General features: G+C 64.0%; 21 protein-coding genes. 11 read left to right on the forward strand and 10 right to left on the reverse strand.

Annotated elements, in window-relative coordinates:
• Window positions 1-26 precede the first annotated feature (26 nt).
• Window positions 27-830 (forward strand): hypothetical protein, encoded by an 804-nt coding sequence (locus tag CNQ84_RS20655; RefSeq protein WP_217350076.1) that lies wholly within the window; start codon window positions 27-29, stop codon window positions 828-830.
• 104 nt (window positions 831-934) lie between these two features.
• On the opposite strand, the gene CNQ84_RS08885 is transcribed toward CNQ84_RS20655, so the two are convergent.
• Window positions 935-1,855 carry an SPFH domain-containing protein gene (locus CNQ84_RS08885; RefSeq protein WP_096004526.1) on the reverse strand — a complete coding sequence of 307 codons (921 nt, stop codon included), beginning with the start codon at window positions 1,853-1,855 and terminating at the stop codon, window positions 935-937.
• Window positions 1,856-1,887: 32 nt separating this feature from the next.
• Window positions 1,888-2,355: an NfeD family protein gene (locus tag CNQ84_RS08890; protein ID WP_096004527.1), complete on the reverse strand. Its 468-nt coding sequence runs from the start codon at window positions 2,353-2,355 to the stop codon at window positions 1,888-1,890.
• A gap of 174 nt (window positions 2,356-2,529) precedes the next feature.
• On the opposite strand from CNQ84_RS08890, the gene CNQ84_RS08895 reads away from it, so the two are divergent.
• The 4 genes from CNQ84_RS08895 (at window position 2,530) to CNQ84_RS08910 (ending at window position 6,550) form a co-directional block, all read left to right on the forward strand.
• Complete coding sequence (locus tag CNQ84_RS08895) at window positions 2,530-3,618, forward strand: transporter substrate-binding domain-containing protein (protein WP_096004528.1); 1,089 nt, start codon at window positions 2,530-2,532, stop codon at window positions 3,616-3,618.
• 240 nt (window positions 3,619-3,858) lie between these two features.
• Window positions 3,859-4,809: a triacylglycerol lipase gene (locus CNQ84_RS08900; protein ID WP_096004529.1), complete on the forward strand. Its 951-nt coding sequence runs from the start codon at window positions 3,859-3,861 to the stop codon at window positions 4,807-4,809.
• Between the two features lie 62 nt (window positions 4,810-4,871).
• Entirely contained in the window at window positions 4,872-5,852 is a 981-nt protein-coding gene (locus tag CNQ84_RS08905) for a lipase secretion chaperone (protein WP_096004530.1), read from the forward strand.
• 53 nt (window positions 5,853-5,905) lie between these two features.
• Window positions 5,906-6,550, forward strand: a complete 645-nt coding sequence (locus CNQ84_RS08910; RefSeq protein ID WP_096004531.1) for a DUF3047 domain-containing protein — start codon at window positions 5,906-5,908, stop codon at window positions 6,548-6,550.
• Here the strand turns inward: CNQ84_RS08910 and CNQ84_RS08915 are convergent.
• From CNQ84_RS08915 to CNQ84_RS08925, 3 genes are read right to left on the reverse strand one after another with little or no spacing between them, the layout of a single operon-like run.
• Entirely contained in the window at window positions 6,525-6,875 is a 351-nt protein-coding gene (locus CNQ84_RS08915) for a YdbL family probable chaperone protein (protein WP_096004532.1), read from the reverse strand. The genes CNQ84_RS08910 and CNQ84_RS08915 overlap by 26 nt on opposite strands.
• A 21-nt stretch (window positions 6,876-6,896) precedes the next feature.
• Window positions 6,897-7,088 carry a YnbE family lipoprotein gene (locus CNQ84_RS08920; RefSeq protein WP_065335720.1) on the reverse strand — a complete coding sequence of 64 codons (192 nt, stop codon included), beginning with the start codon at window positions 7,086-7,088 and terminating at the stop codon, window positions 6,897-6,899.
• 12 nt (window positions 7,089-7,100) lie between these two features.
• Entirely contained in the window at window positions 7,101-9,668 is a 2,568-nt protein-coding gene (locus CNQ84_RS08925) for an intermembrane phospholipid transport YdbH family protein (RefSeq protein WP_133065885.1), read from the reverse strand.
• 205 nt (window positions 9,669-9,873) lie between these two features.
• Between CNQ84_RS08925 and CNQ84_RS08930 the strand changes: the two genes are divergently transcribed.
• Window positions 9,874-10,233 carry a DUF805 domain-containing protein gene (locus CNQ84_RS08930; RefSeq protein ID WP_096004534.1) on the forward strand — a complete coding sequence of 120 codons (360 nt, stop codon included), beginning with the start codon at window positions 9,874-9,876 and terminating at the stop codon, window positions 10,231-10,233.
• A gap of 108 nt (window positions 10,234-10,341) precedes the next feature.
• Window positions 10,342-11,754 carry a phospholipase D-like domain-containing protein gene (locus tag CNQ84_RS08935; protein WP_096004535.1) on the forward strand — a complete coding sequence of 471 codons (1,413 nt, stop codon included), beginning with the start codon at window positions 10,342-10,344 and terminating at the stop codon, window positions 11,752-11,754.
• A gap of 20 nt (window positions 11,755-11,774) precedes the next feature.
• Here the strand turns inward: CNQ84_RS08935 and gabT are convergent, their stop codons facing one another.
• The 3 genes from gabT to CNQ84_RS08950 form a co-directional block, all read right to left on the reverse strand.
• Complete coding sequence (gene gabT / locus CNQ84_RS08940) at window positions 11,775-13,049, reverse strand: 4-aminobutyrate--2-oxoglutarate transaminase (RefSeq protein ID WP_096004536.1); 1,275 nt, start codon at window positions 13,047-13,049, stop codon at window positions 11,775-11,777.
• Window positions 13,050-13,105: 56 nt separating this feature from the next.
• Window positions 13,106-14,566 (reverse strand): NADP-dependent succinate-semialdehyde dehydrogenase, encoded by a 1,461-nt coding sequence (gene gabD, locus CNQ84_RS08945; RefSeq protein ID WP_096004537.1) that lies wholly within the window; start codon window positions 14,564-14,566, stop codon window positions 13,106-13,108.
• Window positions 14,567-14,726: 160 nt separating this feature from the next.
• On the reverse strand, window positions 14,727-15,194 hold the full coding sequence (locus CNQ84_RS08950) for a MarR family winged helix-turn-helix transcriptional regulator (protein ID WP_083725503.1): 468 nt from the start codon (window positions 15,192-15,194) through the stop codon (window positions 14,727-14,729).
• A gap of 426 nt (window positions 15,195-15,620) precedes the next feature.
• Between CNQ84_RS08950 and CNQ84_RS08955 the strand changes: the two genes are divergently transcribed.
• Window positions 15,621-17,696: a TonB-dependent receptor family protein gene (locus tag CNQ84_RS08955; RefSeq protein WP_165771258.1), complete on the forward strand. Its 2,076-nt coding sequence runs from the start codon at window positions 15,621-15,623 to the stop codon at window positions 17,694-17,696.
• Between the two features lie 8 nt (window positions 17,697-17,704).
• On the opposite strand, the gene CNQ84_RS08960 is transcribed toward CNQ84_RS08955, so the two are convergent.
• Window positions 17,705-18,853: an MFS transporter gene (locus tag CNQ84_RS08960; RefSeq protein ID WP_096004539.1), complete on the reverse strand. Its 1,149-nt coding sequence runs from the start codon at window positions 18,851-18,853 to the stop codon at window positions 17,705-17,707.
• Between the two features lie 199 nt (window positions 18,854-19,052).
• Window positions 19,053-20,552 (reverse strand): aldehyde dehydrogenase, encoded by a 1,500-nt coding sequence (locus CNQ84_RS08965; RefSeq protein WP_096004540.1) that lies wholly within the window; start codon window positions 20,550-20,552, stop codon window positions 19,053-19,055.
• A 195-nt stretch (window positions 20,553-20,747) separates the two neighbouring features.
• On the opposite strand from CNQ84_RS08965, the gene CNQ84_RS08970 reads away from it, so the two are divergent.
• The 3 genes from CNQ84_RS08970 to CNQ84_RS08980 all read left to right on the forward strand — a co-directional run bounded on the left by CNQ84_RS08970 (window position 20,748) and on the right by CNQ84_RS08980 (window position 24,030).
• A complete protein-coding gene (locus tag CNQ84_RS08970; RefSeq protein ID WP_096004541.1) occupies window positions 20,748-21,122 on the forward strand; it encodes a cupin domain-containing protein in 375 nt (124 codons plus the stop codon).
• A gap of 74 nt (window positions 21,123-21,196) precedes the next feature.
• Window positions 21,197-21,952 carry a substrate-binding periplasmic protein gene (locus CNQ84_RS08975; RefSeq protein WP_096004542.1) on the forward strand — a complete coding sequence of 252 codons (756 nt, stop codon included), beginning with the start codon at window positions 21,197-21,199 and terminating at the stop codon, window positions 21,950-21,952.
• A 170-nt stretch (window positions 21,953-22,122) separates the two neighbouring features.
• Window positions 22,123-24,030, forward strand: a complete 1,908-nt coding sequence (locus CNQ84_RS08980; RefSeq protein WP_096004543.1) for a beta-ketoacyl synthase — start codon at window positions 22,123-22,125, stop codon at window positions 24,028-24,030.
• Window positions 24,031-24,037: the final 7 nt, after the last annotated feature.

The following is a 24,037-nucleotide window of genomic DNA, read 5'->3' on the forward strand; positions in this document are numbered from 1 at the left end:
GGCAAGCTGCAAGCAACCCGGCCCTGGTGCCGGGTTTTGTTTTGGAGCTGGAGGCTGGAGGCTGGAGGCTGGAGGCTGGAGGCTGGAGGCTGGAGGCTGGAGGCTGGAGGCTGGAGGCTGGAGGCTGGAGGCTGGAGGCTGGAGGCTGGAGGCTGGAGGCTGGAGGCTGGAGGCTGGAGGCTGGAGGCTGGAGGCTGGAGGCTGGAGGCTGGAGGCTGGAGGCTGGAGGCTGGAGGCTGGAGGCTGGAGGCTGGAGGCTGGAGGCTGGAGGCTGGAGGCTGGAGGCTGGAGGCTGGAGGCTGGAGGCTGGAGGCTGGAGGCTGGAGGCTGGAGGCTGGAGGCTGGAGGCTGGAGGCTGGAGGCTGGAGGCTGGAGGCTGGAGGCTGGAGGCTGGAGGCTGGAGGCTGGAGGCTGGAGGCTGGAGGCTGGAGGCTGGAGGCTGGAGGCTGGAGGCTGGAGGCTGGAGGCTGGAGGCTGGAGGCTGGAGGCTGGAGGCTGGAGGCTGGAGGCTGGAGGCTGGAGGCTGGAGGCTGGAGGCTGGAGGCTGGAGGCTGGAGGCTGGAGGCTGGAGGCTGGAGGCTGGAGGCTGGAGGCTGGAGGCTGGAGGCTGGAGGCTGGAGGCTGGAGGCTGGAGGCTGGAGGCTGGAGGCTGGAGGCTGGAGGCTGGAGGCTGGAGGCTGGAGGCTGGAGGCTGGAGGCTGGAGGCTGGAGGCTGGAGGCTGGAGGCTGGAGGCTGGAGGCTGGAGGCTGGAGGCTGGAGGCTGGAGGCTGGAGCAGTGTGCGGGATGCCAGTCTTGCAGAGTCAAGCATCTACGCCAGCTAGATGTTAAAAAAACCGCACGACTCACGCCGCACGGTTTTCTCTTCCAGCTTCAGGCTTCAAACTTGTAGCTTGTAGCTTGTAGCTTGTAGCTTGCTGCTTGCTGCTTGCCGCTTATTTCCGAGCCGTTTCCAGCGTCTTGGTGATCGCGGCGACGGCCGAGCCGATGTTGCTCAGTTCTGCCGGCAGGATCATGGTGTTGTTGGTCTGTGCGAGTTTGCCGAACTCTTTCACGTACTGCTCGGCCACCCGCAGCGATACCGCTTCCTGGCCACCCTGGGTGTTGATGGCCTCGGCAACGCGGCGCAGACCTTCTGCGGTTGCGGTGGCGATCAGTTCGATCTCGCGCGCCTTACCTTCGGCTTCGTTGATCTGGCGCTGCTTGTCGGCTTCCGACAGGTTGATGGTTTCCTGCTTCTGGCCTTCGGAGACATTGATCTTGGCTTCACGCTCGCCTTCGGACTGGGCGACGACCGCGCGGCGCTCCCGCTCGGCGCGCATCTGCTTCTCCAGCGCATCGAGGATGGTAGCCGGCAGCTCGATATCGGCGATTTCATAGCGCAGCACCTTCACACCCCAGGGCTTGGCCGCCTCGTCCAGCGCTTCAACCACCTGCACGTTGATGGTTTCACGTTCTTCGAAGGTCTTGTCCAGATCGATCTTGCCGACCACCGAACGCAGGGTGGTCTGTGCCAGCTGCATGGAGGCATAGCGGTAGTCGTTGATGCCATAGCTGGCCAGCTTGGGATCGACCACCTGCAGGTAGAGCACGCCATCGACCACCACCTGAATGTTGTCGCGAGTGACACAGGCCTGGCTGGGTACGTCGATCGCCTCTTCTTTCAGGGTGTGCTTGTAGGCAACGCGATCAACAAAGGGGATAAGAATGTGAAAACCCGCGTCCAGGGTTTTTGCGTACTTACCCAGTCGCTCAACGATAAAAGCCGAACGCTGCGGCACGATACGTGCGGTCTTGGCCAGAGCAACGATGACCAGCGCCAGAAAACCAAGGGACAGAATGGTAGCAATTTCCATGTAAAGAGTTCCGTAGAGTAGATGGGAAGGATTCAGTTGGCGGCGGGCCGTGTTGCACTCACCTGCAGGACAATACCGGAGTGGCTCACCACCCAGGCGGTGTCACCCTGCATGAGCGGCTCGCTCGACTCGGCGTCCCACTTTGCGCCGTTGAGCTGCACATCGCCGACACCGTCGACAAAGTCGGTCAGCACGCTGACGCGCATGCCCAGCAATCCGGCATCGTCAGGGTCGCGCAGGGCCAGATCGGACTCGCCCCCGCGCAGCCAGCGCTGAAAGCGACGGCGTAGCAACCAGAGCGTGCCCACGCTGAACAACGAGAACAGCAGCACCTGCCAGGCCAGTCCTTCAACCAGCCCAACCAGCGTCAAGGCACCGACCAGCAAAGCACCCAGACCAAAAAACACCGCAATCAGACCAGGGAAGAAAAACTCCGACAGCAGCAACGCCAGCCCCAGCAATAGCCAGAACGCATAACTTTCGAGATATCCAGTCAACATCAACTGTCCCTGTCGGGCCTCCGTAGGTTGGATGTTAGGGTCAGAGCCAGCAGCCTACCAGAAGGGCCTGGTCTGCGCCTGCGGCAAATCGCTGGTCTGTACGTAAGTCGATCCCGCGCTGGCACAGGATGCTCAGTTTGTTACCCTGCAGACAGGATCAAAAAGGAGTTTGCCATGTCCCTTGCCGCCTGCACCCGCCTAATCGTCTGCCTGCTGCTGTGCGCCACCCCGCTCGTCCATGCCCAAACCAGCACCTCTGACAGCACGCCGCTGCGCGTCGGCATCACCGAGGTGCCCCCCTTCGTCATCGCCGACGGCAATGGCGACTGGGAAGGCATCAGCATCGATCTGTGGCGCGCCATCGCCGAGCGTCAGGGCTGGACCTTCGAGTGGCAGGTGATGCCGTTCTCCGAGTTGCTGAATGCCGTCGAGCAAGGCGAGGTCGATGTCGTCGTCGGCGCGCTGACCATGACCGCCGAGCGCGAAGCGGCCTTCGACTTCAGCCACCCCTTCTACCAGACCGGACTATCCATCGGTGTGCCCCACTCCCCCAGGCAAGGGTTGCTGCAGAGCCTCAAGGCGTTGTTCAGTTGGGGGTTTCTCAGCGTGATTGGCGCCCTTGCGTTGCTGCTGCTGGGGGCTGGCTTTCTGCTCTGGCTGCTGGAGCGACGCCGTAATACAGAGCAGTTTGGCGGCAGCAACGCCGAGGGTATCGGCGCCGGTTTCTGGTGGGCCGCCGTGACCATGACCACCGTCGGCTATGGCGACAAGGCCCCCATCACCCTCGCCGGCCGCCTGCTAGCACTGGTGTGGATGTTTGCCGGGCTGATCATGGTTGCCAGTTTTACCGCCGCCATCACCAGTTCGCTGACCGTCAGCAACCTGCAATATCAGATCAGCGGCCCGCAGGATCTGCCCGGCAATACCGTGGCCACCATCGACGGCACCGCCAGCGCCCAGTATCTGCAGGAGCAGCGCATCCTCAGCAACACCTACCCCGATCTGCACAGCGCCATGCAGGCGGTCAGCGCCGGTGACAGCGATGCCGTGGTCTATGACCGCCCGCTGCTGCAGTACCGCAACCAGCAGTTGGGCAAAGACCGACTGGACCTGCTACCCGGCGTTTTCGATCAGCAGCTGTATGCCCTGGCACTGCCAACCGGCAGCCCGCTGCGCGACGAGGTCAACGAAGCCATCCTGCGCCTGACCGAGTCGCCTGAATGGCGTCTGATCCAGCGTGCCTACCTGGGCGAGGCGCCGTAAACCGGGCTTCTTTGCCGGAGCGCCATAGTCTGAATTTCCGTTCATCGGATAATCCGCTTGAATAGTGGCGTTGCAGAGCCAATGACTCGCCGGTCATTTCTCCGCCGTCACGCTGGCGGCGCTGTTCTGTCGATCAGTCACTACTTTCCGGCGCAGGCGCTGACTATGCTCAGCGGCCAGGCACTAACAAAAGTGCCTCAAGACGATACAAAAACAAGCACAACAAACAGGAGTTTCGTCATGTCGCGTAAAACCCGACTCAGTGTCGCCTGCGGCCTGATCGCCGCGCTGGGCGTGAGCACCCAGGCCAATGCGTTCTGGTTCAGCTCATCGTCGCAGTACACCAAGACCAAGTATCCCATCGTCCTGAGCCACGGCATGCTCGGCTTCGACAGCATCCTCGGCGTCGACTACTGGTACGGCATCCCCAGCGCCCTGCGCAAGGATGGCGCTACCGTCTACATCACCGAAGTCAGCCAGCTCGACACCTCCGAAGCGCGCGGTGAACAACTGCTCGAACAGGTGGAAGAGATCGTCGCCATCAGCGGCAAGGGCAAGGTCAACCTGATCGGCCACAGCCACGGCGGCCCAACCGTGCGCTACGTTGCTGCGCTGCGCCCCGATCTGGTTGCTTCGGTCACCAGCGTCGGCGCGCCGCACAAGGGCTCGGCCACCGCCGACTTCCTCCGACAGATCCCCGAGGGCTCATCGGGTGAAGCCCTGCTGGCGGGGATCGTCAACGGCTTGGGCGCGCTGATCAACTTCCTCTCCGGCAGCAGCTCAAACACCCCGCAGAACTCACTGGGCTCGCTGGAATCACTTAACAGCGAAGGCGCAGCGCGCTTCAATGCCAAGTTCCCGCAGGGTATTCCGACCAGCGCCTGTGGCGAAGGGGCTTACCAGGTCAACGGTGTGCGCTACTACTCCTGGAGCGGCACCAGCCCGCTGACCAATGTTCTGGACGTCTCAGACCTGCTGATGGGCGCCTCCTCGCTGACCTTCGGCGGCGAAGCCAACGACGGTCTGGTCGGACGTTGCAGCTCGCACCTGGGTATGGTGATCCGCGACAACTACCGCATGAACCACCTGGACGAGGTCAACCAGACCCTGGGCCTGACCAGCCTGTTCGAAACCGACCCGGTCACCGTGTATCGGCAGCAGGCCAACCGCCTGAAGAACGCCGGTCTGTGACCCGACAGGGCCGCCACGCTGGCGGCCCTGCTGTTTTCCTTTTCATCTCGCGTGAGTATTCGATGAAAGCCCTTGTCTACCTTCCTCTGCTGGCCGCCGCCCTGTTGCTAGGCTGGCAGTTGACCCGCCCCGACGCCCCTGATGCCCCTACGGTTGCTGGCACCGCGCCCAGCAACGAGCAGGCAGCACCGGCCAGCCTGCTGCACAGCCCGCAGCCGACCTCCAGCACCGTGCCCCAGGCCGCCTCACTGCGCGGCACCGAGGTGGATGGCCGGCTGCAGACCGACGCCGACGGCAATCTCTTGATCAGCGATCAGTTGCGGCACCTGTTCGACTACTACCTGAGCACTGCTGGCGAACAGCAACATAAGCAGATCGTCGCCCAGGTACAGGCACTGATCCGTGACAGCCTGGATGATCCAGCGCGCAGCCAGGCACTGGACCTGTTCCAGCGCTACCTCGACTATCAGCGGGCGCTGGTCGCGCTTGAGCAGGACTTTCCTGCCGCGGCCGACATCGACAGCTTGTGGGCTCGTCAGGACGCGGTTGAACGCCTGCGCGCCGACCTCTTCAACCCGGCCGAACACCAGGCCTTCTTTGCCGCCGAGGAGAGCTACAACCGCTTCACCCTGGAGCGCCTGAGCATCCTGCACAACCCGGCGTTAAGCGAAGCGGAAAAGGCGCAGGACATCGAGGCCTTGCGCGAAAGCCTGCCCGAAGCCATGCAGGCGCTGCTGGTACCGCAAATTCATCAGGACCTGCGCCAGCAGACCCAGGCGCTGCGTGAAGCCGGTGCCGACCCGGCGGCGGTGCGTGAGCTGCGCATGGACATGGTCGGCCCCGAGGCCACCGCCCGGCTGGAAGCGCTGGATGTGCAGCGCGCGCAATGGCAGCAGCGGCTGGACGACTATCGCCGAGAACGTGATGCCATCCTCAGCCAGTCCGGTCTGGCCGACAGCGACCGCGAGCGCGCCGTACAGGCATTGCTCGACGCGCGCTTCGACCGCACCGAGCAACTGCGAGTCAGTGCCCTGAGCGACTGACCAGCACCGCGCTGGGGTACCATACTGGAGTGCCCCTGCCAGCGGACCTGCTCATGCGTCGACCACTACTGCTCATGCTGACCTGCCTGCCCGGTGTCGGCCTGTGCCACGCCCAACACTACAGCCCGGCCGATATCCTCCAGTGGCCAGAGCGCAGCTTTGCCGCAGCGACCCGCTACCAGCTCGACCCTTTGGACGGCAGCCCCCTGCTCCGCGCCGACTGCAGCGACCGCCAGGCCAGCGCGCGCTACCTCGAACAGCAGATTGACCTGCGCCAGACGCCGGTGCTGCGCTGGAGCTGGGCCATCAGCCAACCCTTCAGCGGCCTCAACGAACGCAGCCGCGAGGGCGATGACTACCCGGTGCGTCTGTATGTCGTGAAAGACGGCGGGCTGTTGCCCTGGCGCACCCTGGCGGTGAATTACGTCTGGTCATCCAGTCAGCCGGTGGGTAGCCACTGGCCCAACGCCTATACCGCCAACGCGCAGATGCTGGCGGTCAGTAGCGGGGTGCCGCAGGGCAAAGTGGTGCTGGAACGTAATGTCAGAGAGGATTTCCAGCGCCTGCACGGGCAGACGCTGGATCAGATAGATGGGCTGGCCATCATGACCGACTGCGACAACAGTGGTCAGTCGGTCAGCGGCTGGTACGGCAGTATCGAATGGTTGCCGGCTACTTCTTCGTCCACTGGCCGTTGACCTGGACGTACTGGCCGGCGGGCGTGCGATCAATGGCCTTCTGGCCGGCAATCAGCTCGACGTCATTCAGCGCCACGCCGTTATCGCGCGCCACCTTTTGATATTCGGCCTTGCGCGCAGCGTTGATCTGCCGGGCGATCTCAGCGGCGTTGCCACCGTTGCTCACCACCCCCAGATAACCGTTGGGCTGCTCGCCCAGCTGGCCAGCAGATTTGGCCGCAGGCAATGCGGACATGGCTTCATTAAGGCTCATGGCCAGCGCCGCGCCGCTACCCAGCAGCAGGACCAGCAGGCCACAGATCAGATAAGTCGTTTTACGCATCATGGGTATCCTTTCGCAACGGGCTTAGAACAGGCCACTGGATTCGTCGAAAATGTCATCCAGCTCGCGATCGACCTTGACGTAGATCTCGTGCTCGATCTTGACGTTCAGGTTGATATTGATCGGCTCGCTGGGCGCCGCCAGTTGCACCGTCGGTCCGGCGCAGGCCGACAGCAGGCCGGCCAGAAACACGATTGTCAGCCCTCGCCTGTACATGGGCGCTCCTTGTCAGGGTTGCTGAGCACGCTGCTTGATCAGGTGCTGCTGAACCCGCTGTTGAATGATCTCGCTGACCTTGCCGCTCAATTGCAGGCTGGCCAGCAAGGCCGGAATGTTCTCTTCCAGGGTGACATTCAGATTGACCTGCCGCCCCTGCTGAAAGTCGGGATTGCTGCCCTGCAGGCGCAATCCAAGGATCATATTGCCATTCTCGCCATAGTCTACCTGGGAGCTGAGGACAGTATAGTGAAAGTCCTCCAGCACTCCGGCCAGCTCGCGCATGCTCGGGTTGGCTGCGGCCAGGCGCTGCAATTTGTCCGAGCGGTAGCGCAGCACGCCACCCGGTTCACGCGCGGCAACTGCGCCCTCGTCGATCAGCAGCTGCCCGTCGCGCAGCAGCACGGGCAACCGCCCATCCAGGGTGCCGCCGCCGCTGAGCCCCTCTGTCGGATAGACTTCGAACAGCCGACCCAGTTCCAGCCCCTGCAGTTGCAGTTCAGCGCGCTGCTCGGGCTCAGCCAGGTCCACGGTTGTCGGCCGCACCCGCACCTCACCGCCCAGCAGCCCGGTGCGCAACTCGTTGACCTCAAGGCGACCATTGGCCGGCTGTGCCAGCGCGGCGTGGTAGGTCAACTGCCCGCGCAAGGGCCCCAGCTCAATGCCCGGGTTGGCCTGGGCCAGTTGCAATGACGGCACACTCAGTGTCAGTTGCTCGCCCTCCAGCTGCAGCTTCAGCGGACTGTCCAGCCCGCTGAAAGCCGTGCGGTCATAAATCCCCTTGATACCGCTCAAGGTCAGATCGCTGCGCACCCGCAGCTGGCGCCCGCCACTGGCCTGCAGACTGCCGCTGACCTGCCCGCTGGCAAACCCCAGCAGTTCCGGCCAGCCGGCCAGGGTGTCTGCCAGCGGGTTGCCGGCGCGCATGAACAGCGGCGCCAGCTCACCGCTCAGGCGCCAGTCGCCACCCGCCGGCCAGCTGGCGTCGTGGGCCAACGCCAGCCCGGCAGCGTTGTTCACCTTGCCGCGCCAGTTCAGTTGCGTCTGCTGCCAGCGCCAGTCGCCACTCAATTCCCAGCGCTGCGCCTTCAGCTGCGGATGCTCAAGGGCCGCCAGGCTGCCGTCCAGGCGACCCGAGGCAGTGAGCGCTGCGTCGCCCGTCAGCGGCAAGGTCAGCTGCAACGCCGGTTGCACCAGGCTGGCATCACGCAGCCCAAGCCCGGCATCCGCCAGTTGCAACTGCTGCCAGCGCAACATCCCGGGCTCCACCAGCGCCGCTTGCAGGGCTGCGGCGTCAGCCTGCAGACGCACAAGCCAGCGACCACTGACGCCCCGGGCGCGCAGCGCGGGCAGATCCAGCAGGGGCGCCTGCAGACTCAGCTGCAGGGCGTCGCTGGCGAGCTGCCACTGACGATTCAGCGGCGCGGACACCAGGCCAGCCAGCGTCACGGAGGCGTCTTTTGGCAACGCGGCCTCGACCAGCAGATCAGCCTGCAGCAAGGCGTCCGGCTGCAGGCGTTGCCCTGCCAGCGGGCTCAGTTGCAGCTCCAGTTGCTGTGGCCGCAGCGCCGCCGGCACATCGTGCAAAGCGGGTAACGCCAGCGCCTGCAAGCGTGCCTGCAGGCTGCTCTGGGTCAGCTGCCAGTCGCCCGCTGCGCCCTGCAGTTGCACGCTCAGCTCGCCACTCACCTCACCCACCTGATCGACTGCCCAAGGCTCCGGCAGCGCTAGCCGTCCCTGCAGCTGCACATCGCCCGCCAGCCAGTCATGCAGCGACTCCGGCACGCGCGCCGCGTCCAGCTGCCAATCCAGCTGCAGCTGGGCGGCAGCCGGTATCTGTTCGATCGGCAGCGCACCCAGCGCCATCCAGCGCCCCAGGTAGCCAAACAGCCAGGGAGTCTGCGGCCAGTCCGGCATGTGCAGGCTGCCTTGCCAGTGCTGCCCGCCGCGCCACTGACTGCTCAACCGGGCGGCGGTCGCCTGATCGATCTGCAGGTCAGCTTGCAGCTCCACCCGCTCGGCATCCAGATGCAGCTGCGGCTGAACATCAAGCTGCTGGCCGTCCAGGTCGAGTCGCAATGCGCTCGACAGCGCCAGCCCATCGGCCTGCTCCGTGCGCTGCAGCTGCCAGGCACCCGCCAGCTGACAGCGCTGATCTCGGCAGGGAAGGCTGGCGTTGATCTGCCCGACGCGCGCGCTATCCGGCGCCCAGTTGGCCAGCTGACGCCAGAATTGTTCGTCACCGAGCAGCAGCAGGGGGTCCAGTCCACCGCTCTGGCTAGTGCCTTGCGCGGCCGGCAGGTGCAACTGCAGGCTGTTGGCCTGCAGCATCCGCAGTCGCGGGCCGCCGCGCCAGCCTGGCTGCAGACGCGCCTGCTGCACCGTCAAACGCAGCCCGTCCTGCATCTGCAAATGCAATTCATCGACCTGCAGCGCAGCATCACGCCAACGCAGCCCCTGCCAATCCAGTTGCTGAACACTCGCTGCGTGCAACTGCTGCAGCCCCCACAGCCGCACCAGCAACACCCCCAGCGTCAGCAGCAGAAAAATCAGCAACAGTATCGAACCACGCCGGCGCATGCGCCCCCCAAAGGTGTCAAACCGCTCACAGGTTAGCACTCCGCCGGCGCCAGGCGGTTGACCCGACTCCGGCATGGCGGCTTAAATACCGCGGGCGGCCATGGCCGCTACAGGGATTGACTGTCACAACCAGGGAGCGGTTCACCGTACCCCCGCGCGTTACCAATCCCCTTTTAGCTCCACATTCCCAAAGAAAGGAAACCGCATGGAATGGTATACCGCTGTATTGAAGAAGTATGTCGAGTTTCAGGGCCGTGCCCGTCGCAAGGAATACTGGATGTTTATTCTGTTCAACATCCTGGCCTCCATCATCTGCGGCGTGATTGATGGCATCCTCGGCATCATGCTGCTGGTGCCGCTGTATTCTCTGGCCGTTTTGCTGCCGTCGATTGCCGTGTGCATCCGTCGCCTGCACGACACCAACCGCAGTGGCTGGTGGATTCTGATCAGCCTGGTGCCCTTTGTCGGTAGCATCATCCTGCTGATCTTCCTGTGCATCGAAGGGGACGCCGGCGACAACCGCTTTGGCCCTAACCCTAAACTGGCTGACGCCCAACCTGCCTGAATCTCTGCACCGGCCCGGAGCGCCCTGCGCCGGGCCGGTGCGTTGCGGTTTGCATTGGCGGCCCCGCTTGGGGCACGCTGCATCTAACTCCGCAACAGACCTGCCTTCATGTCCCTATCCTGTTTCCGCCAGCTGCTGACGTCCCTGCTCCTGGTCAGCCTGTTCGGCTGTCAGCAGATGCCCGAAGAGCTATCCACCGCCACCCCGCTGCGCCCTGCCATCGATGTCGAACTGCTATTCGACCAGACCTGGCGCGACAGCCAGGGCCAAGAGCACATTCAGCAACAGATCATGGACCGCGTCCTCGAACTGATCGACAGTGCCAATGAGCTGGTTGTGGTGGACATGTTCCTGTTCAACGACTTCGCTGGTGAGGACAGCTACCGCCCGCTGTCAGACCAACTGACAGCGGCACTGATCGCCGCCCGGCAGCGCCAGCCGCAGATGCCCGTAGTGCTGATCACCGATCCGTTCAACACTCTTTATGGGGGCGTCGAATCGCGCCATTTGCGGGCCCTGCGCGGCGCCGGGGTAGCCGTGGTGATGACCGATCTGAGTCAGTTGCCTGCGTCCAACCCGACCTGGACCGGCATCTGGAGTCTGTGTTGCCGCTACCTGGGCAACAACACCGAGGGCGGCTGGCTGCCCAACCCGGTCGGCGACGGCAAGGTCACGCTGCGCAGCTATCTGCACCTGCTGAACTTCCGCGCCAATCACCGCAAGACGCTGATCGTTGGCCGTGACGGTGAATGGACCGGGTTGGTGACCTCAATGAATCCGCATGACGCCAGCAGCCGCCACGACAACAGCGCGGTGCAGTTCAGCGGCGCAGCGGCGCTCGACCTGCTGCAGACAGAACGCGCGATCGCGCTGCTCTCCGGCTACCCCCTGGCCGCCGACTGGCCTGCCGCACCAGCGGTGTCCAGCAGCGCGCCGCCACAGCTGCAGGTGTTAACCGAGGGCGCCATCGAACAGGGGCTGCTGCAACTGATCGGCTCCGCGCAAGCCGGCGACAGGCTGGATCTGGAGATGTTCTACCTGTCTTCGCGGCCCGTCATCGAAGCGCTGATTGCCGCCCACCAGCGCGGCGCGACGCTGCGCGTGATACTGGACCCCAACCGCGACGCCTTTGGCCGGGAGAAGAACGGCATTCCCAACCGTCAGGCGGCCTGGGATCTGCACCAGGCAGGCATTCCGGTGCGCTGGTGCGCGACCGAAGGTGAACAATGCCATCGCAAGTGGATTCGTCTGGAGCGCCGAGACGGCAGCGCCGAGCTGATCGCCGGCTCGGCCAACTTCACCCGCCGCAACCTGCACGACCTGAACCTGGAAACCAGCGTACGCCTGATCAGCCTGCGCGACGATCCGCAGATCCGCAGCCAGCGAGAAGACTTCGAGCGTGAATGGCAGAACGCCAACGGTGCCATCTACAGCCTGCCCTACGCAGACTTTGCAGATCACAGCCGTTGGCGCTATCTGGTCTACCGGTTCATGGAGGCCAGCGGGCTCTCGACCTTCTGAGCGCCCGCCGCCGCGCGTGCCTAGCGCTGCTCAGCGAAGCACTGGGCGATAATGTCCATGCCCGCGTTAAGCTCAACGTCAGTGGCGGTCAACGGCACCAGGATACGAATCACGTTGCCGTACTGGCCGCAGGACAGCAGGATCAGGCCCTTGTCCCGCGCCGCGCCGACAATACGTGCGGTCAGCTCCGCATCCGGTTTGCCGTCGGCGGTGAACAGCTCACAGGCCACCATTGCGCCCAGACCGCGAACATCACCGATGCGCTTGTCGTCCGTCGCCAGCTGCTGCAGGCGGCCCGTGAGAATCTCACCTACGGTACGGCTGCGCGCCAGCAGGTTCTCCTCCTCGAATACCTCGATCACCGCCAGCGCGGCGGCACAGGCCAGCGGGCTACCGGCATAGGTACCGCCCAGGCCGCCCGGCGCAATGCTATCGACCGCCTCGGCACGACCACAAACGCCCGCGACCGGAAAACCGCCGGCAATCGACTTGGCAAAGGTGGTCAGGTCTGCCGCCACCCCCATCTGCTCCATGGCGAAGAAAGTGCCGGTACGACCGGCTCCGGTCTGCACTTCATCGGCCACCAGCAAAATCCCGTGCTGATCGCATAGCGCGCGCAGGCGCTGCATGAAGGCCGGGCTGGCGACATAAAAACCGCCCTCGCCCTGCACCGGTTCGATGACGATGGCCGCAATGTCCTGCGGCTGTGCATCGTTCTTGAAGATACGTTCGATGCTGGCGATGGCATCGTCATCGCTGACGCCATGCAACGGGCAGGGATACTGCGCGCGGTAGACGCCACCGGGCATCAAGCCCATGCCGGCAGAGTACGGCGCCACCTTGCCGGTCATCGACAGGGTCATCATGGTGCGGCCGTGATAGGCACCGGTGAAGGCGATCACCCCGGCACGGCCGGTCGCCGCGCGGGCAATCTTGACCGCATTTTCCAGCGCTTCGGAGCCTGTGGTCACCAACAGCGTCTTCTTGGCAAAGTCACCGGGCACCATCTCGTTCAGCCGCTCGCACAGGGCAATGTAGGGCTCATACGCCAGCACCTGAAAACAGGTGTGGGTGAACTGCTCCAGCTGACGGCGCACCGCGTCCATCACCTTGGGGTGACGGTGGCCGGTGTTGAGTACCGCGATCCCGCCGGCAAAGTCGATGTACTGTCGCCCTTCCACGTCCCAGACGGTCGCGTTCTCGGCGCGCTGCACGGCAATCGGATGAATCTGGCTTACACCACGGGCGACAGCATTGTGCCGCCGCTGCATCAGGGACTCGTTGGTCTTGCTCATAACCGCCTCGCGGAAATAGGAGGGGAGCCGACTGCTCCCCATCGGGTTGCTACGACTCAGATACCGCCCAGACAGAGGTACTTGATCTCGACGTACTCTTCGATACCGTATTTGGAGCCTTCGCGGCCCAGGCCCGAGGACTTCATGCCGCCAAAGGGCGCCACCTCATTGGAAATCAGGCCGGTATTGATACCGACCATGCCGTACTCCAGTGCTTCAGCGACGCGGAACACGCGGCTCAGATCGCGAGCGTAGAAATAGGCCGCCAGACCGAATTCGGTATCGTTGGCCTGATGCACCACATCGGCCTCATCGCTGAAGCGGAACAGCGGCGCCAACGGGCCGAAGGTTTCTTCGCGGGCAACCGCCATGCTGCTGTCGACGCCGGTGAGAATGGTCGGCTCGAAGAAGAAGCCGCCCAGTTCGTGCGGCTTGCCGCCAGCCACAACCTTGGCGCCCTTGTTGATCGCGTCCTTGAGGTGGCGCTGCACCTTCTCGACCGCGCGGGCGTCAATCAGCGGCCCGGTGGTTACCCCGGCCTCGGTGCCGTCACCCACCTTGAGCTTGGCAACCGCGGCGGCCAGCTTGGCAGCGAAGGCGTCGTAGACAGAATCCTGCACGTAGATCCGGTTGGCGCAGACGCAGGTCTGACCGGCGTTGCGGTATTTGGAGATCATGGCGCCCTCGACCGCGGCGTCCAGGTCGGCATCGTCAAACACGATAAAGGGCGCGTTACCGCCCAGTTCCAGCGACAGCTTTTTGAGGGTCGGAGCGCACTGCTCCATCAGCTTGATGCCAACACCAGTGGAGCCGGTAAAGGAGAGTTTGCGCACCACCGGGTTGCTGCACAACTCGTCGCCCACTTCGCGGGAGCGATCAACATCGGCGGTGACCACGCTGAACAACCCCGCCGGCAAGCCGGCCTGCTCGGCCAGATGGGCCAGCGCCAGCGCCGAGAACGGCGTTTGCGGCGCCGGCTTGAGCACCATGGCACAACCGGCAGCCAGTGCCGGCCCGGCCTTGCGGGTGATCATCGCAGCGGGGAAATTCCACGGGGTGATGGCGGCCGTGACACCAACCGGCTCTTTCTGCACCAGAATGCGCTTGTCCGCCTGATGGCCGGGAATGACATCGCCGTAGACCCGTTTGGCTTCTTCGCCAAACCACTCCAGGAAAGAAGCGGCGTAAGCGATCTCGCCCCGTGCCTCGATCAGCGGCTTGCCCTGCTCGGCGGTCATGATGCGGGCCAGGTCTTCCTGGTGCTGCATCATCAGCTCAAACCATTTGCGCAGCACCTGGGCGCGCTCCTTGGCGGTGCGCTGACGCCACTGCTGCTGGGCGACACGTGCCGCCTCAATAGCACGGCGGGTTTCGTCCGCACCCATGTTCGGGACGCTCCCGAGGCGCTCATGGCTTGCCGGATTGGCGATATCGGTGCGCGCGCCCTTGTCGGCCTCGCACCAGTGACCGGCGACAAAGGCTTGCTGGCGAAACAGGTCAGGGCAGTGCAGCTCCATCTGAAGAGTCCTCTAGTAGGGTGTTCCGGCTGTCGTAACACATTTAGAACAGCCATGTTTGATATTTCAAACATGCTAAGCGCGCGTCTGACGCCAGGCAATACCCGGAGGAGAAAAAACTTGAAATGGAAACGCCCGCACGAACGGCGGGCGTGGAGGGTCAGGCGGCGGATTCGCCTTCGAAGAGCTCAGGGCGTACCTGCTGGCCTGCTTCCAGCAGCCCGGCAACCCGCTGCAGACTGGCCAGCAGCATCAGTTGCTCCCAGTCAGCCAACTGCCCAAAACGCTCAAGAAACGCGGCCGGCAGCAGCGCAGGCTCGGCCTGAATGGCGGCCAGCCCCTTCTCGGTCAGGGCCAGATGCACCTTGCGCTTGTCGCTGGTGCTGCGCACCCGGTGCAGCAAATCGCGACTTTCCAGACGATCAATGATGGTGCTCAGGGTTGCCTGGGATACACTGACCTGCCGCGCCAGATCACCCAAGGTACTTTCGCCTGTAGCCTTGATGCTGTGTAGAATCAGCAGCTGGATAGGGGTCAGCCCACTATGGCGCCCCACGCGCTTGGCGTGAATTTCGCTGGCGCGCTGCAAACGGCGCAGCGCCAGATAGAGATCGTGCATCATATGCATGCTTGGGTACTCCCGACCGCCAGGATCATCCGGGCGAAAATTACAGCAATAACTAGAAGTCGCCGAAAAAACAGCTGGCAACCTTCAAACCACACTGCAAGGCCAGATAGAACAGCCAGACAATGGTCGCCAGCCTACAGCAAAATTACTTCCACATCAAAACAATATTTCATAAGCCGGCATTTCTGCCAGCAATGATCCTGCAGCCCAGGACAACTTCAGGCACACTGCCGGGGGTCCCTTGGAACGAGGCTTTTACGACCAAGGGATGCCTGCCGCCCGGTCCGCGAGGCCTGTTACCCTTTCGTTGACTCGCCTGCCCAAGCCTATTTTCGACCGAGCATGAGGGAAATCGCTTCCACACTCGCGACCGACAACGCCGCATGGCCAATGCCTCTACAATACTTACAACAGGAAAAGGCTTTGATGACCCGACCGACGCTACGCCCGCACCTGTGCCTGCTGCCCCTGGCGCTGCTGGCCGCCACGGCCACGCCGGCCGCACCCATCCAGCTCCCGACCCAGACGGTGCTTGGTGCCAGCGACGACGCCCATGAGCTGAGTCTGCCGCTAGCCCGCAGCACGCTGTTTCTCGACCAGCAGCCAGCAACCCACCTGGGTGCCAACCTGTCCGAGTCACTGCAGCGGGTCCCGGGTCTGCTTGCGCTCAATCGCCAGAACTACGCACAGGACGTGCAGATATCGTCCCGCGGGTTTGGTGCCCGAGCCCAATTCGGCGTACGCGGTGTCCGCCTGCTGCAGGACGGCATCCCCCTGACCATGCCTGACGGCCAGGGTCAGCCGGGGCTGTTCGATCTGGACAACCTCTACCGCATCGAGGTCCTGCGCGGGCCACTCAGCAGCCTTTACGGCAACGCGTCCGGCGGCATCATTCAGGGCTTCAGCAGCGAAGGAAGCTACTTTCCGACGCTGGAAAGCCGCAGCGCCATTGGCAGCGACGGCCTCTGGCGCTCGCGCCTCAAGTACGGCGGCCAGCACGGCAACCTCAACGTCGCCGCCAACCTCTCGCGTCTGGAAACCGACGGCTACCGCGATCACAGCGACACCCGCCGAGATATGGCCAACCTGCGGCTGGGCTGGGACATCGACGATACGTCCAGCCTGACCCTTCTGTTCAATGCGCTGGATCAGCCAGATACCCAGGACCCGCTCGGGCTAACGGCCGACGCGCTGCGCGCCGACCGCCAGCAGCCGGTCGCGCAGGCCGAGCGATTCGACACCCGCAAGAGCATCCGCCATCAACAACTGGGGCTGAACTACCGGCGCCGCCTGGCCAACGACGATGAGATCACGGTGATGGTCTACGGTGGCGAACGCGACGTGCAGCAGTTTCTCGCCTTCACTGGCAACTCGCTGTATTCCGGCGGCGGCGTGATCGAGCTGGACCGTCGCTTTGGCGGCAGCGAAGTCGGCTGGCAGCGCGACACCGAACTGTTCAAGCTGCCGGTAACGCTGGCTGCGGGCCTGAGCTGGGATTATCAGGGTGAAGACCGCAAGGGCTTCGCCAACCAGTTCGGCCGCAAGGGCAGCCTGCAGCGCGACGAATTCAACCGCGTCGAAAGCCGCGAAGCTTACCTGATCAGCACCTGGCAGCTGGCCCCACGCTGGAGCCTGACCGCCGGTGCGCGCTACAGCAAGGTCAAGTTCGATTCTGACGACAGCTATTTCATCGACGGCCAGGATGACAGCGGCTCGGTGCGCTACGACCAGACCAGCCCGGCGCTGGGCCTGAGTTATCAGTGGACGCCGGAGATCAGCCTCTACGGCGCGATTGGCCAAGGCTTCGAAACCCCAACCGCACAGGAACTGGCCTACCGCCCGAGCGGCAGCGGCCTGAACTTCGACCTGCAGCCCAGCAAGGCCAACAACGCAGAGCTGGGCTTCAAGCTGCGCCGGGCACGGACCCAGGTCGACGTCGCCGTGTTTTACACCCGCGTCGATGATGAAATCGTTACCGCTGAGCCGCAACTGAACACCGACCGCTCCACCTATGCCAACGCCGCCAAGTCGACGCGTCAGGGCATCGAGCTGAGCATCCAGCAGCAGCTGGCGGGCAATCTGACCGGCTATCTGGCCTACACCTGGCTGGACGCGCGTTTTGACCGCTACCGCAACAGCAACGGCGAGGACCTGGCCGGCAATCGCCTGCCGGGTGTGCCGCGTCACAGTCTGTATGCGGAACTGGCCTGGCAACCAACCGACGGTTTCAGCACGGCACTGGAAATGCAGAGCCTCAGCCAGCGCTACGCCAACGACACCAACAGCGCAGACGCCCCCGGTTACGCCGCCTTCAACTGGCGCGCCAGCTATCGCCAGCAATTCGGCAACTGGCAGCTGGAACCGTTCGTCCGCATCGACAACCTGACCGACCGCGAATACATCGGCTCGCTGATCGTCAACGGCGCCGGTGCCCGCTACTACGAACCCGCGCCGGAGCGAAACTGGCTGCTCGGCGTTGCGGTGCAATACCGCTGGCCGTAGCGGGCCCGTCAGGCGCGGTCGACCGTGACCGCGTCAAAGGCACCGGGCCTGCGCGCCAGCAGCACAAAGACCAGCGCAGCTATCGCCATCATGATCGGCAGCGCATGGCCGGTCATCCATTCGCTGACCGCACCGGTCAGCATCGGCCCGAGCAAGCAACCAAGCCCCCAGAGCATGGCGATGTGCGCATTGGCCCGCACCAGCTCGTCGTCGCGATAACGTTGGCCAACCAGAATGATCGACAGGGTATAAAGCGCGCCGGCGCTCGCGCCGAACAGCACCAGTACCGGCCAGATCAGAACCGTATGCAACACGAATGGCAGCGCCAGACTGCTGAGCAACAGCACCAGCCCGCAGAACTTGAACAGCGCGGTGCGCGAGATGCGGTCCGCCAGCGCGCCCACCGGCACCTGCAGCACGGCATCCCCGACCACCACAGCGCTCACCATGATCAGCGCCAGCTGCTGGGCAAAGCCTTCGCGAATCAGATAGACCGGCAGCAGCGTCAGGGTCATGGTCTCAAACCCGGCAAACAGCACCATCGCCCAGGCAATCGCCGGCAACTGCCGGACGAAGGTGCGCAGCCCCCGGCCGTCTGCCGCGGCGGCGTCTACGACCGGCGCGCCCGAGACGGTCAGCAGCATCAGGCTACCGAACACCAGCAGCCCGGTCGCCAGCCAGAAACCGCTGTCCGCCTCGGTGCCGATAAAGCCCAGCAGCAGCGGCCCGCACAGTTGGCTGAGGGCAAAACCGCTGCCGTATACCGCCACCAGCCGCCCGCGCAGGCGATCCGGCACAATCTGATTGATCCAGCTTTCGCCAAGAATAAAGGTGACGGTCAGCGAAATGCCCAACACCAGCCGCAGCAGCAGCCACACCGGGTAGCTTGGCCAGACCGCCAGCAGCGCCACCGACACCGCGCTGCAGGCCATCACCAGCCGCAGGGTGTTCTCCGAGCCAAGCCGGCCAGCCAGACGGCTGCTCATGCGCGAGCCCAGCACGATACCGACCGCAGGCATGCCGGCCATGACGCCAATGGCGAAAGTGCTGTAACCCCATTCGTGCAGGCGCAGCGACACCAGCGGCAGAGTCACCCCCAACGCCAGCCCCACGATCACCACCGCGGAGGTGACAACGGTGTAGGTTTTCCAGTTCATAAGGGTCTCAAGCTGCAAGGCGGATGGCCGCCCCCTGCAAGCTGCAAGCTGCAAGCTGCAAGCTTGCAAAAGGATGAGTTGCGCGGCGGGGCCGTCAACGATTGTTTCGTTTTTTACTATGCAAGACTGCGAGGCAAACCGCGCAGCTCGATGCTACGCGGGTTTTGCTTGCAGCTTGAAGCTTGCCGCTTGCAGCTGCTTAGAGCTTGATCCACGTCGCCTTCAGCTCGGTGTACTTGTCGAAGGCGTGCAGCGACTTGTCGCGGCCGTTACCGGACTGCTTGAAGCCACCAAAGGGCGCGGTCATATCGCCGCCGTCATATTGGTTGACCCAGACACTGCCGGCGCGCAGGGTACGGGCGGCGCGGTGGGCCTTGGACAGATCACTGGTCCAGACCGCGGCGGCCAGACCGTAGATGGTGTCGTTGGCGATCTGCATGGCTTCGTCAAAACTGCTGAAGCCGATGACCGAGAGCACCGGCCCGAAGATTTCCTCGCGGGCAATACGCATGCTGTTGGTCACGCCGTCGAATACGGTCGGCTCGACAAACAGGCCACCGGTCTCTTCCATCACCCGCTTGCCACCCAGCTTCAGGGTGGCGCCGTCGGCGTGACCCGCTTCGATGTAGCGCAGCACGGTGTCGATCTGGGTGGTATCGACTAGCGCCCCCACACTGGTAGTCGGGTCCAGCGGGTGGCCCGGTGCCCAGCTGCGCTTGAGCGCCTCGACCACCTTGCCAACAAACGCTTCGCGAATCGACTCCTCGACCAGCAGGCGCGAACCGGCGGTACAGACCTCACCCTGGTTGAAGGCGATGGCGCTGGCCGCCGCCTCAGCGGCGGCGTCCAGGTCCGGCGCGTCGGCAAAGACCACGTTCGGGCTCTTGCCGCCGGCCTCCAGCCACACGCGCTTCATATTCGATTCACCGGCATAGATCATCAGCTGCTTGGCAACGCGGGTCGAGCCGGTAAACACCAGCGTATCGACATCCATGTGCAAAGCCAGCGCCTTGCCCACAGTGTGTCCGTAGCCGGGCAACACGTTCAGCACACCTGCTGGCAGGCCGGCTTCCAGCGCCAGTGCAGCAATGCGGATCGCGGTCAGCGGCGACTTTTCCGACGGTTTGAGAATCACCGAGTTGCCGCTGGCCAGCGCCGGGCCCAGTTTCCAGCTGGCCATCAGCAGCGGGAAGTTCCAGGGCACGATAGCGGCGACCACCCCCACCGGCTCGCGGGTCACCAGACCCAGCTCGTCGTGCGCCGTAGGCGCGACCTCATCGTAAATCTTGTCGATCGCCTCGGCGCACCAGCGAATCGAGCGCGCCGCGCCGGGAATATCCACCGCCAGCGAGTCGCCAATCGGCTTGCCCATGTCCAGCGTCTCCAGCAGTGCCAGCTCCTCGCAGTGGGCATCGATCAGGTCGGCAAAGCGTTGCAGGATGCGTTTGCGCTTGGCTGGCGCACTGCGCGACCAGACGCCACTGTCAAAGGTGGCGCGTGCACTGGCGACCGCCTGGTCGGCGTCGGCCTGATCGCAACTGGCGATCTGCGCCAGCACGCGGCCGTCGATGGGCGAGACGCACTCGAACGTCTCACCGCTGGCCGCCGGCTGATACTGTCCGCCGATATAGGCCTGCCCCTGAACCTGCAACGCCGCCGCGCGTTGCTCCCAATCCTGCCGACTGACTGCCTTGCTCATGTTCTGCTCCTGACGAGGGCGCCGCTTGGGGCGCGCGGGACAATGCAGGCAACAGTAATCAGGCGACGACAATATTTCAATATTTTTGACAAACTGGCAGATGAGCGCCTCAACAAGGCGGCAAAGGTTGCTTTACGTTTGTTTTTTTTGACATAGAATCCAAGCATCATTGCCCCTCCAACCTCGGAGTCTTCCATGACTATCGCCAGCATCATCGATTTCGCCAACGCCGACACGCCGGCCGAGCACTACCGCCCCGACGACGCCAAGATCATCAGCGGCGACCCCGCGCAAAACGTGCGGAATCACTACAGCAGCCCCGACGGACAATTCAGTACGGGTATCTGGGAGGCAGAGCCAGGGCACTGGACCGTCAGCTACAGCGAACACGAGTACTGCGAAATTCTGGAGGGCGAGTCCGTGCTCCATGATGCCGACGGCAACACCCGGCTGCTGCGCGCCGGTGACCGTTTCGTCATCCCCGCCGGTTTCAGCGGCAGTTGGGAGGTACGTCAGCGCACCCGCAAGGTCTATGTGATCTACGAGCCGGGCGCCGATCAGGCACGCTGAAGGCAGCTCAGGTTTGACCCGCCGTCGGTAAACGCCTAGCGTGGGGGCGAGACAGTCAAGGACGGGGCACTGCGGTGCAACATTTTCAGACTCTTGCCGGCCTGCTGCTGATGTTGGCAGCAACGCATACGGCGTACGCGCAGGAAGCCGCGCCGGTGGAGTTCGCCCTGGCGGACTTTCCGCCGTACTTTCAGATCGATGAACGCAACGAGCCCAGCGGCCCGGTACTGGAGCTGGTAGCTGCGCTGTTCGCCGAGGCAGAGCAACCCCACGTTGTTCGTGGCTATCCGGCTGCGCGGCTGTATCAGCGCCTGGAGCGGGGTGAGACGGCGGTGTCGATGGGCGGCGCCGGGCATCCGGAGATGGCCCGCACCAGCCTGCGCGGCAGTGCCCCCATCTTCACCGTCGAGCTGAACATCTATCGCAAACCGCAGCAGCCTCAGGTTCGCCAGCCCGCCGAGCTGGCCGGCAAGAGCGTGATCCTGATCAGTGGCTACACCTACGGCGCGCTGGCCCAGCAGCTGATGTCGCCGGCGTCGGGCGCCCGCGTTGCCCACGCGGCAAGCCACTCCAGCGGCCTGCAGATGCTGCTGCATGATCGCGCGCACTACCTGATCGACTATGCCGACCCCATGCGCGGCCTGCTGGAGAATCTGCCCGACAACAGTATCACCAGTGACCCGCTGGTACAGATCCCCGTCTACCTGTTTGTCTCCCGCGCCTTCCCTGACGGCCAGGCACTGCTGCAGCGCCTGGATGCGGCTTTCAGCGCCCTGGAGCAACGCGGCGAAGTGCAGCGCGTTCTGGCAACAACAGCCTATTCGCCCTAGGCGCGCAGGGGCCTGATTACAAAAAACACATTGGTCTAAACGTGACCAGGCGGTTACATTTCTCGTCAGCAATGACATCCCAACCAACAAACCCCAGCCCCGTTGGCAACATCTGATCGCCAACCTGCCTGCTAACCCGCAGGCCCGGGCCCAGCGAGGAGTTCAGCCTGATGTCGCGTTTACCGGTCATCGTCGGCTTTGGCGGCTACAACGCCGCCGGCCGCAGCTCATTCCACCATGGTTTCCGCCGCATGGTGATCGAGTCTCTGCCTGCTGCCGAGCGCCAGCAGACACTCGTCGGGCTGGCCGTCCTGATGAAGCTGGTGCGAGTCGAGGGCGATCAGTATCTGGACGCCGACGAGCAACCGCTCAGCGCCGCCGAGGTTGAGCAGCGCTTCGGCCAGCAGGTGCTCGACAGCACCCTGGTACGACGCATTGAAAAGCGCTATCTGGATGTCGATGCGGCGCACTGGCAGAAGAACCTGACCGTGACCGGCGAAGCAGGCAAGCCGTTCTCCTTCATCACCCTCGCCAAGCAGCTGCCCGAGCCACTGCCGAGCGACTGGGCAGTCGAGCCGCTGAACGACAGTGACGTGATGGTCACCGTGTACGATGGTTGCGATCTCAAGGTCGACAGCTTTCGCGCCCTGCCGGTTAAATCCGCCGGGCAGCTGCCTAGCGGCCTGGAGCCGGGCGAACTCTACGCCTCGCGTTTCCACCCACGCGGCCTGCAGCTGACCATCGTCGCCGCCACCGACGCCCTGCGCTCGGTCGGTATCGATTGGCAGACCATCGCCAATGCCGTGGAGCCCGACGAAGTCGCCGTATTCGCCAGCAGCGCCATGAGCCAGCTGGATGAAAACAGCTTCGGCGGTCTCATGCAGTCGCGTCTGAAAGGCGGCCGGGTCAGCGCCAAGCAGCTGGCACTGGGCCTCAACAGCATGCCGGCCGACTTTATCAATGCGTATATTCTCGGCAGCGTCGGCACCACCGGCGCCATCACCGGCGCCTGCGCCAGCTTCCTCTACAACCTGCAGAAAGGCAGCGACATGATCACCAGCGGCCGCGCCCGCGTGGTACTGGTCGGCAACGGGGAAGCGCCGATTACCCAGGAGTGCATCGAGGGTTACGGCGCCATGGGCGCACTGGCGACCGAAGACGGCCTGCGCCAGATCAGCAGCGAAGACGAGGTTGATTTCCGCCGCGCCAGCCGCCCGTTCAGCGCCAACTGCGGCTTTACCCTGGCCGAGTCCGGCCAGTTCTTCGTGCTGATGGACGACGCCCTGGCGATGGAACTGGGCGCCGATATCCACGGCGCGGTGCCGGATGTGTTCATCAACGCCGACGGCTTCAAGAAGTCGATTTCAGCGCCTGGCCCCGGCAACTACCTGACCATGGCCAAGGCCGTGCACAGCGCCATGCAGATTGTTGGCCCGCAGGCCGTGCAGCAACGCAGTTTTGTCCACGCGCACGGCTCCAGCACACCAGCCAACCGGGTCACCGAATCGGAGATCCTCGACCGCGTGGCCGAAGCCTTCGGCATCCAGAGCTGGCCCATCGCGGCGGTCAAGGCCTACGTCGGTCACTCACTGGCCAGCGCCAGCGCCGACCAATTGGTGGCGACCCTGGGCAGCTTCAAGTACCAGATCATCCCGGGCATCAAGACCATCGACCAGGTCGCCGATGACGTGCACCAGCAGCGCCTGCTGATCAGCACGCGCGATGTCGACCGCAGCGCACTGCCGCTGGAAGTGGGCTTTATCAACTCCAAGGGCTTTGGCGGCAACAACGCCAGTGCCGTGGTGATCGCCCCGACGATCGTCGAACGGATGCTGAAAAAACGCTACGGCGCCGAGGCATTCGAGGCCTGGCAGCAGCGCCGCGAACAGACCCGCGCTGCGGCCGAGGCCTACAACCAGCGCGCGCTCAAGGGCCAGCTGGATATCATCTACAACTTCGGTCAGAACATGATCGACGAGTCCGCGATCCAGATCAGCGATGCGCAGATTCAGGTGCCCGGCTTCAACAAGGCGCTGACCTTCCGCACCGATGAGCGCTTCAAGGACATGCTGGACTGATTGACCG

The sequence above is a fragment of the Pseudomonas abyssi genome (assembly GCF_002307495.1).
GTDB classification, from domain to species: domain Bacteria; phylum Pseudomonadota; class Gammaproteobacteria; order Pseudomonadales; family Pseudomonadaceae; genus Halopseudomonas; species Halopseudomonas abyssi.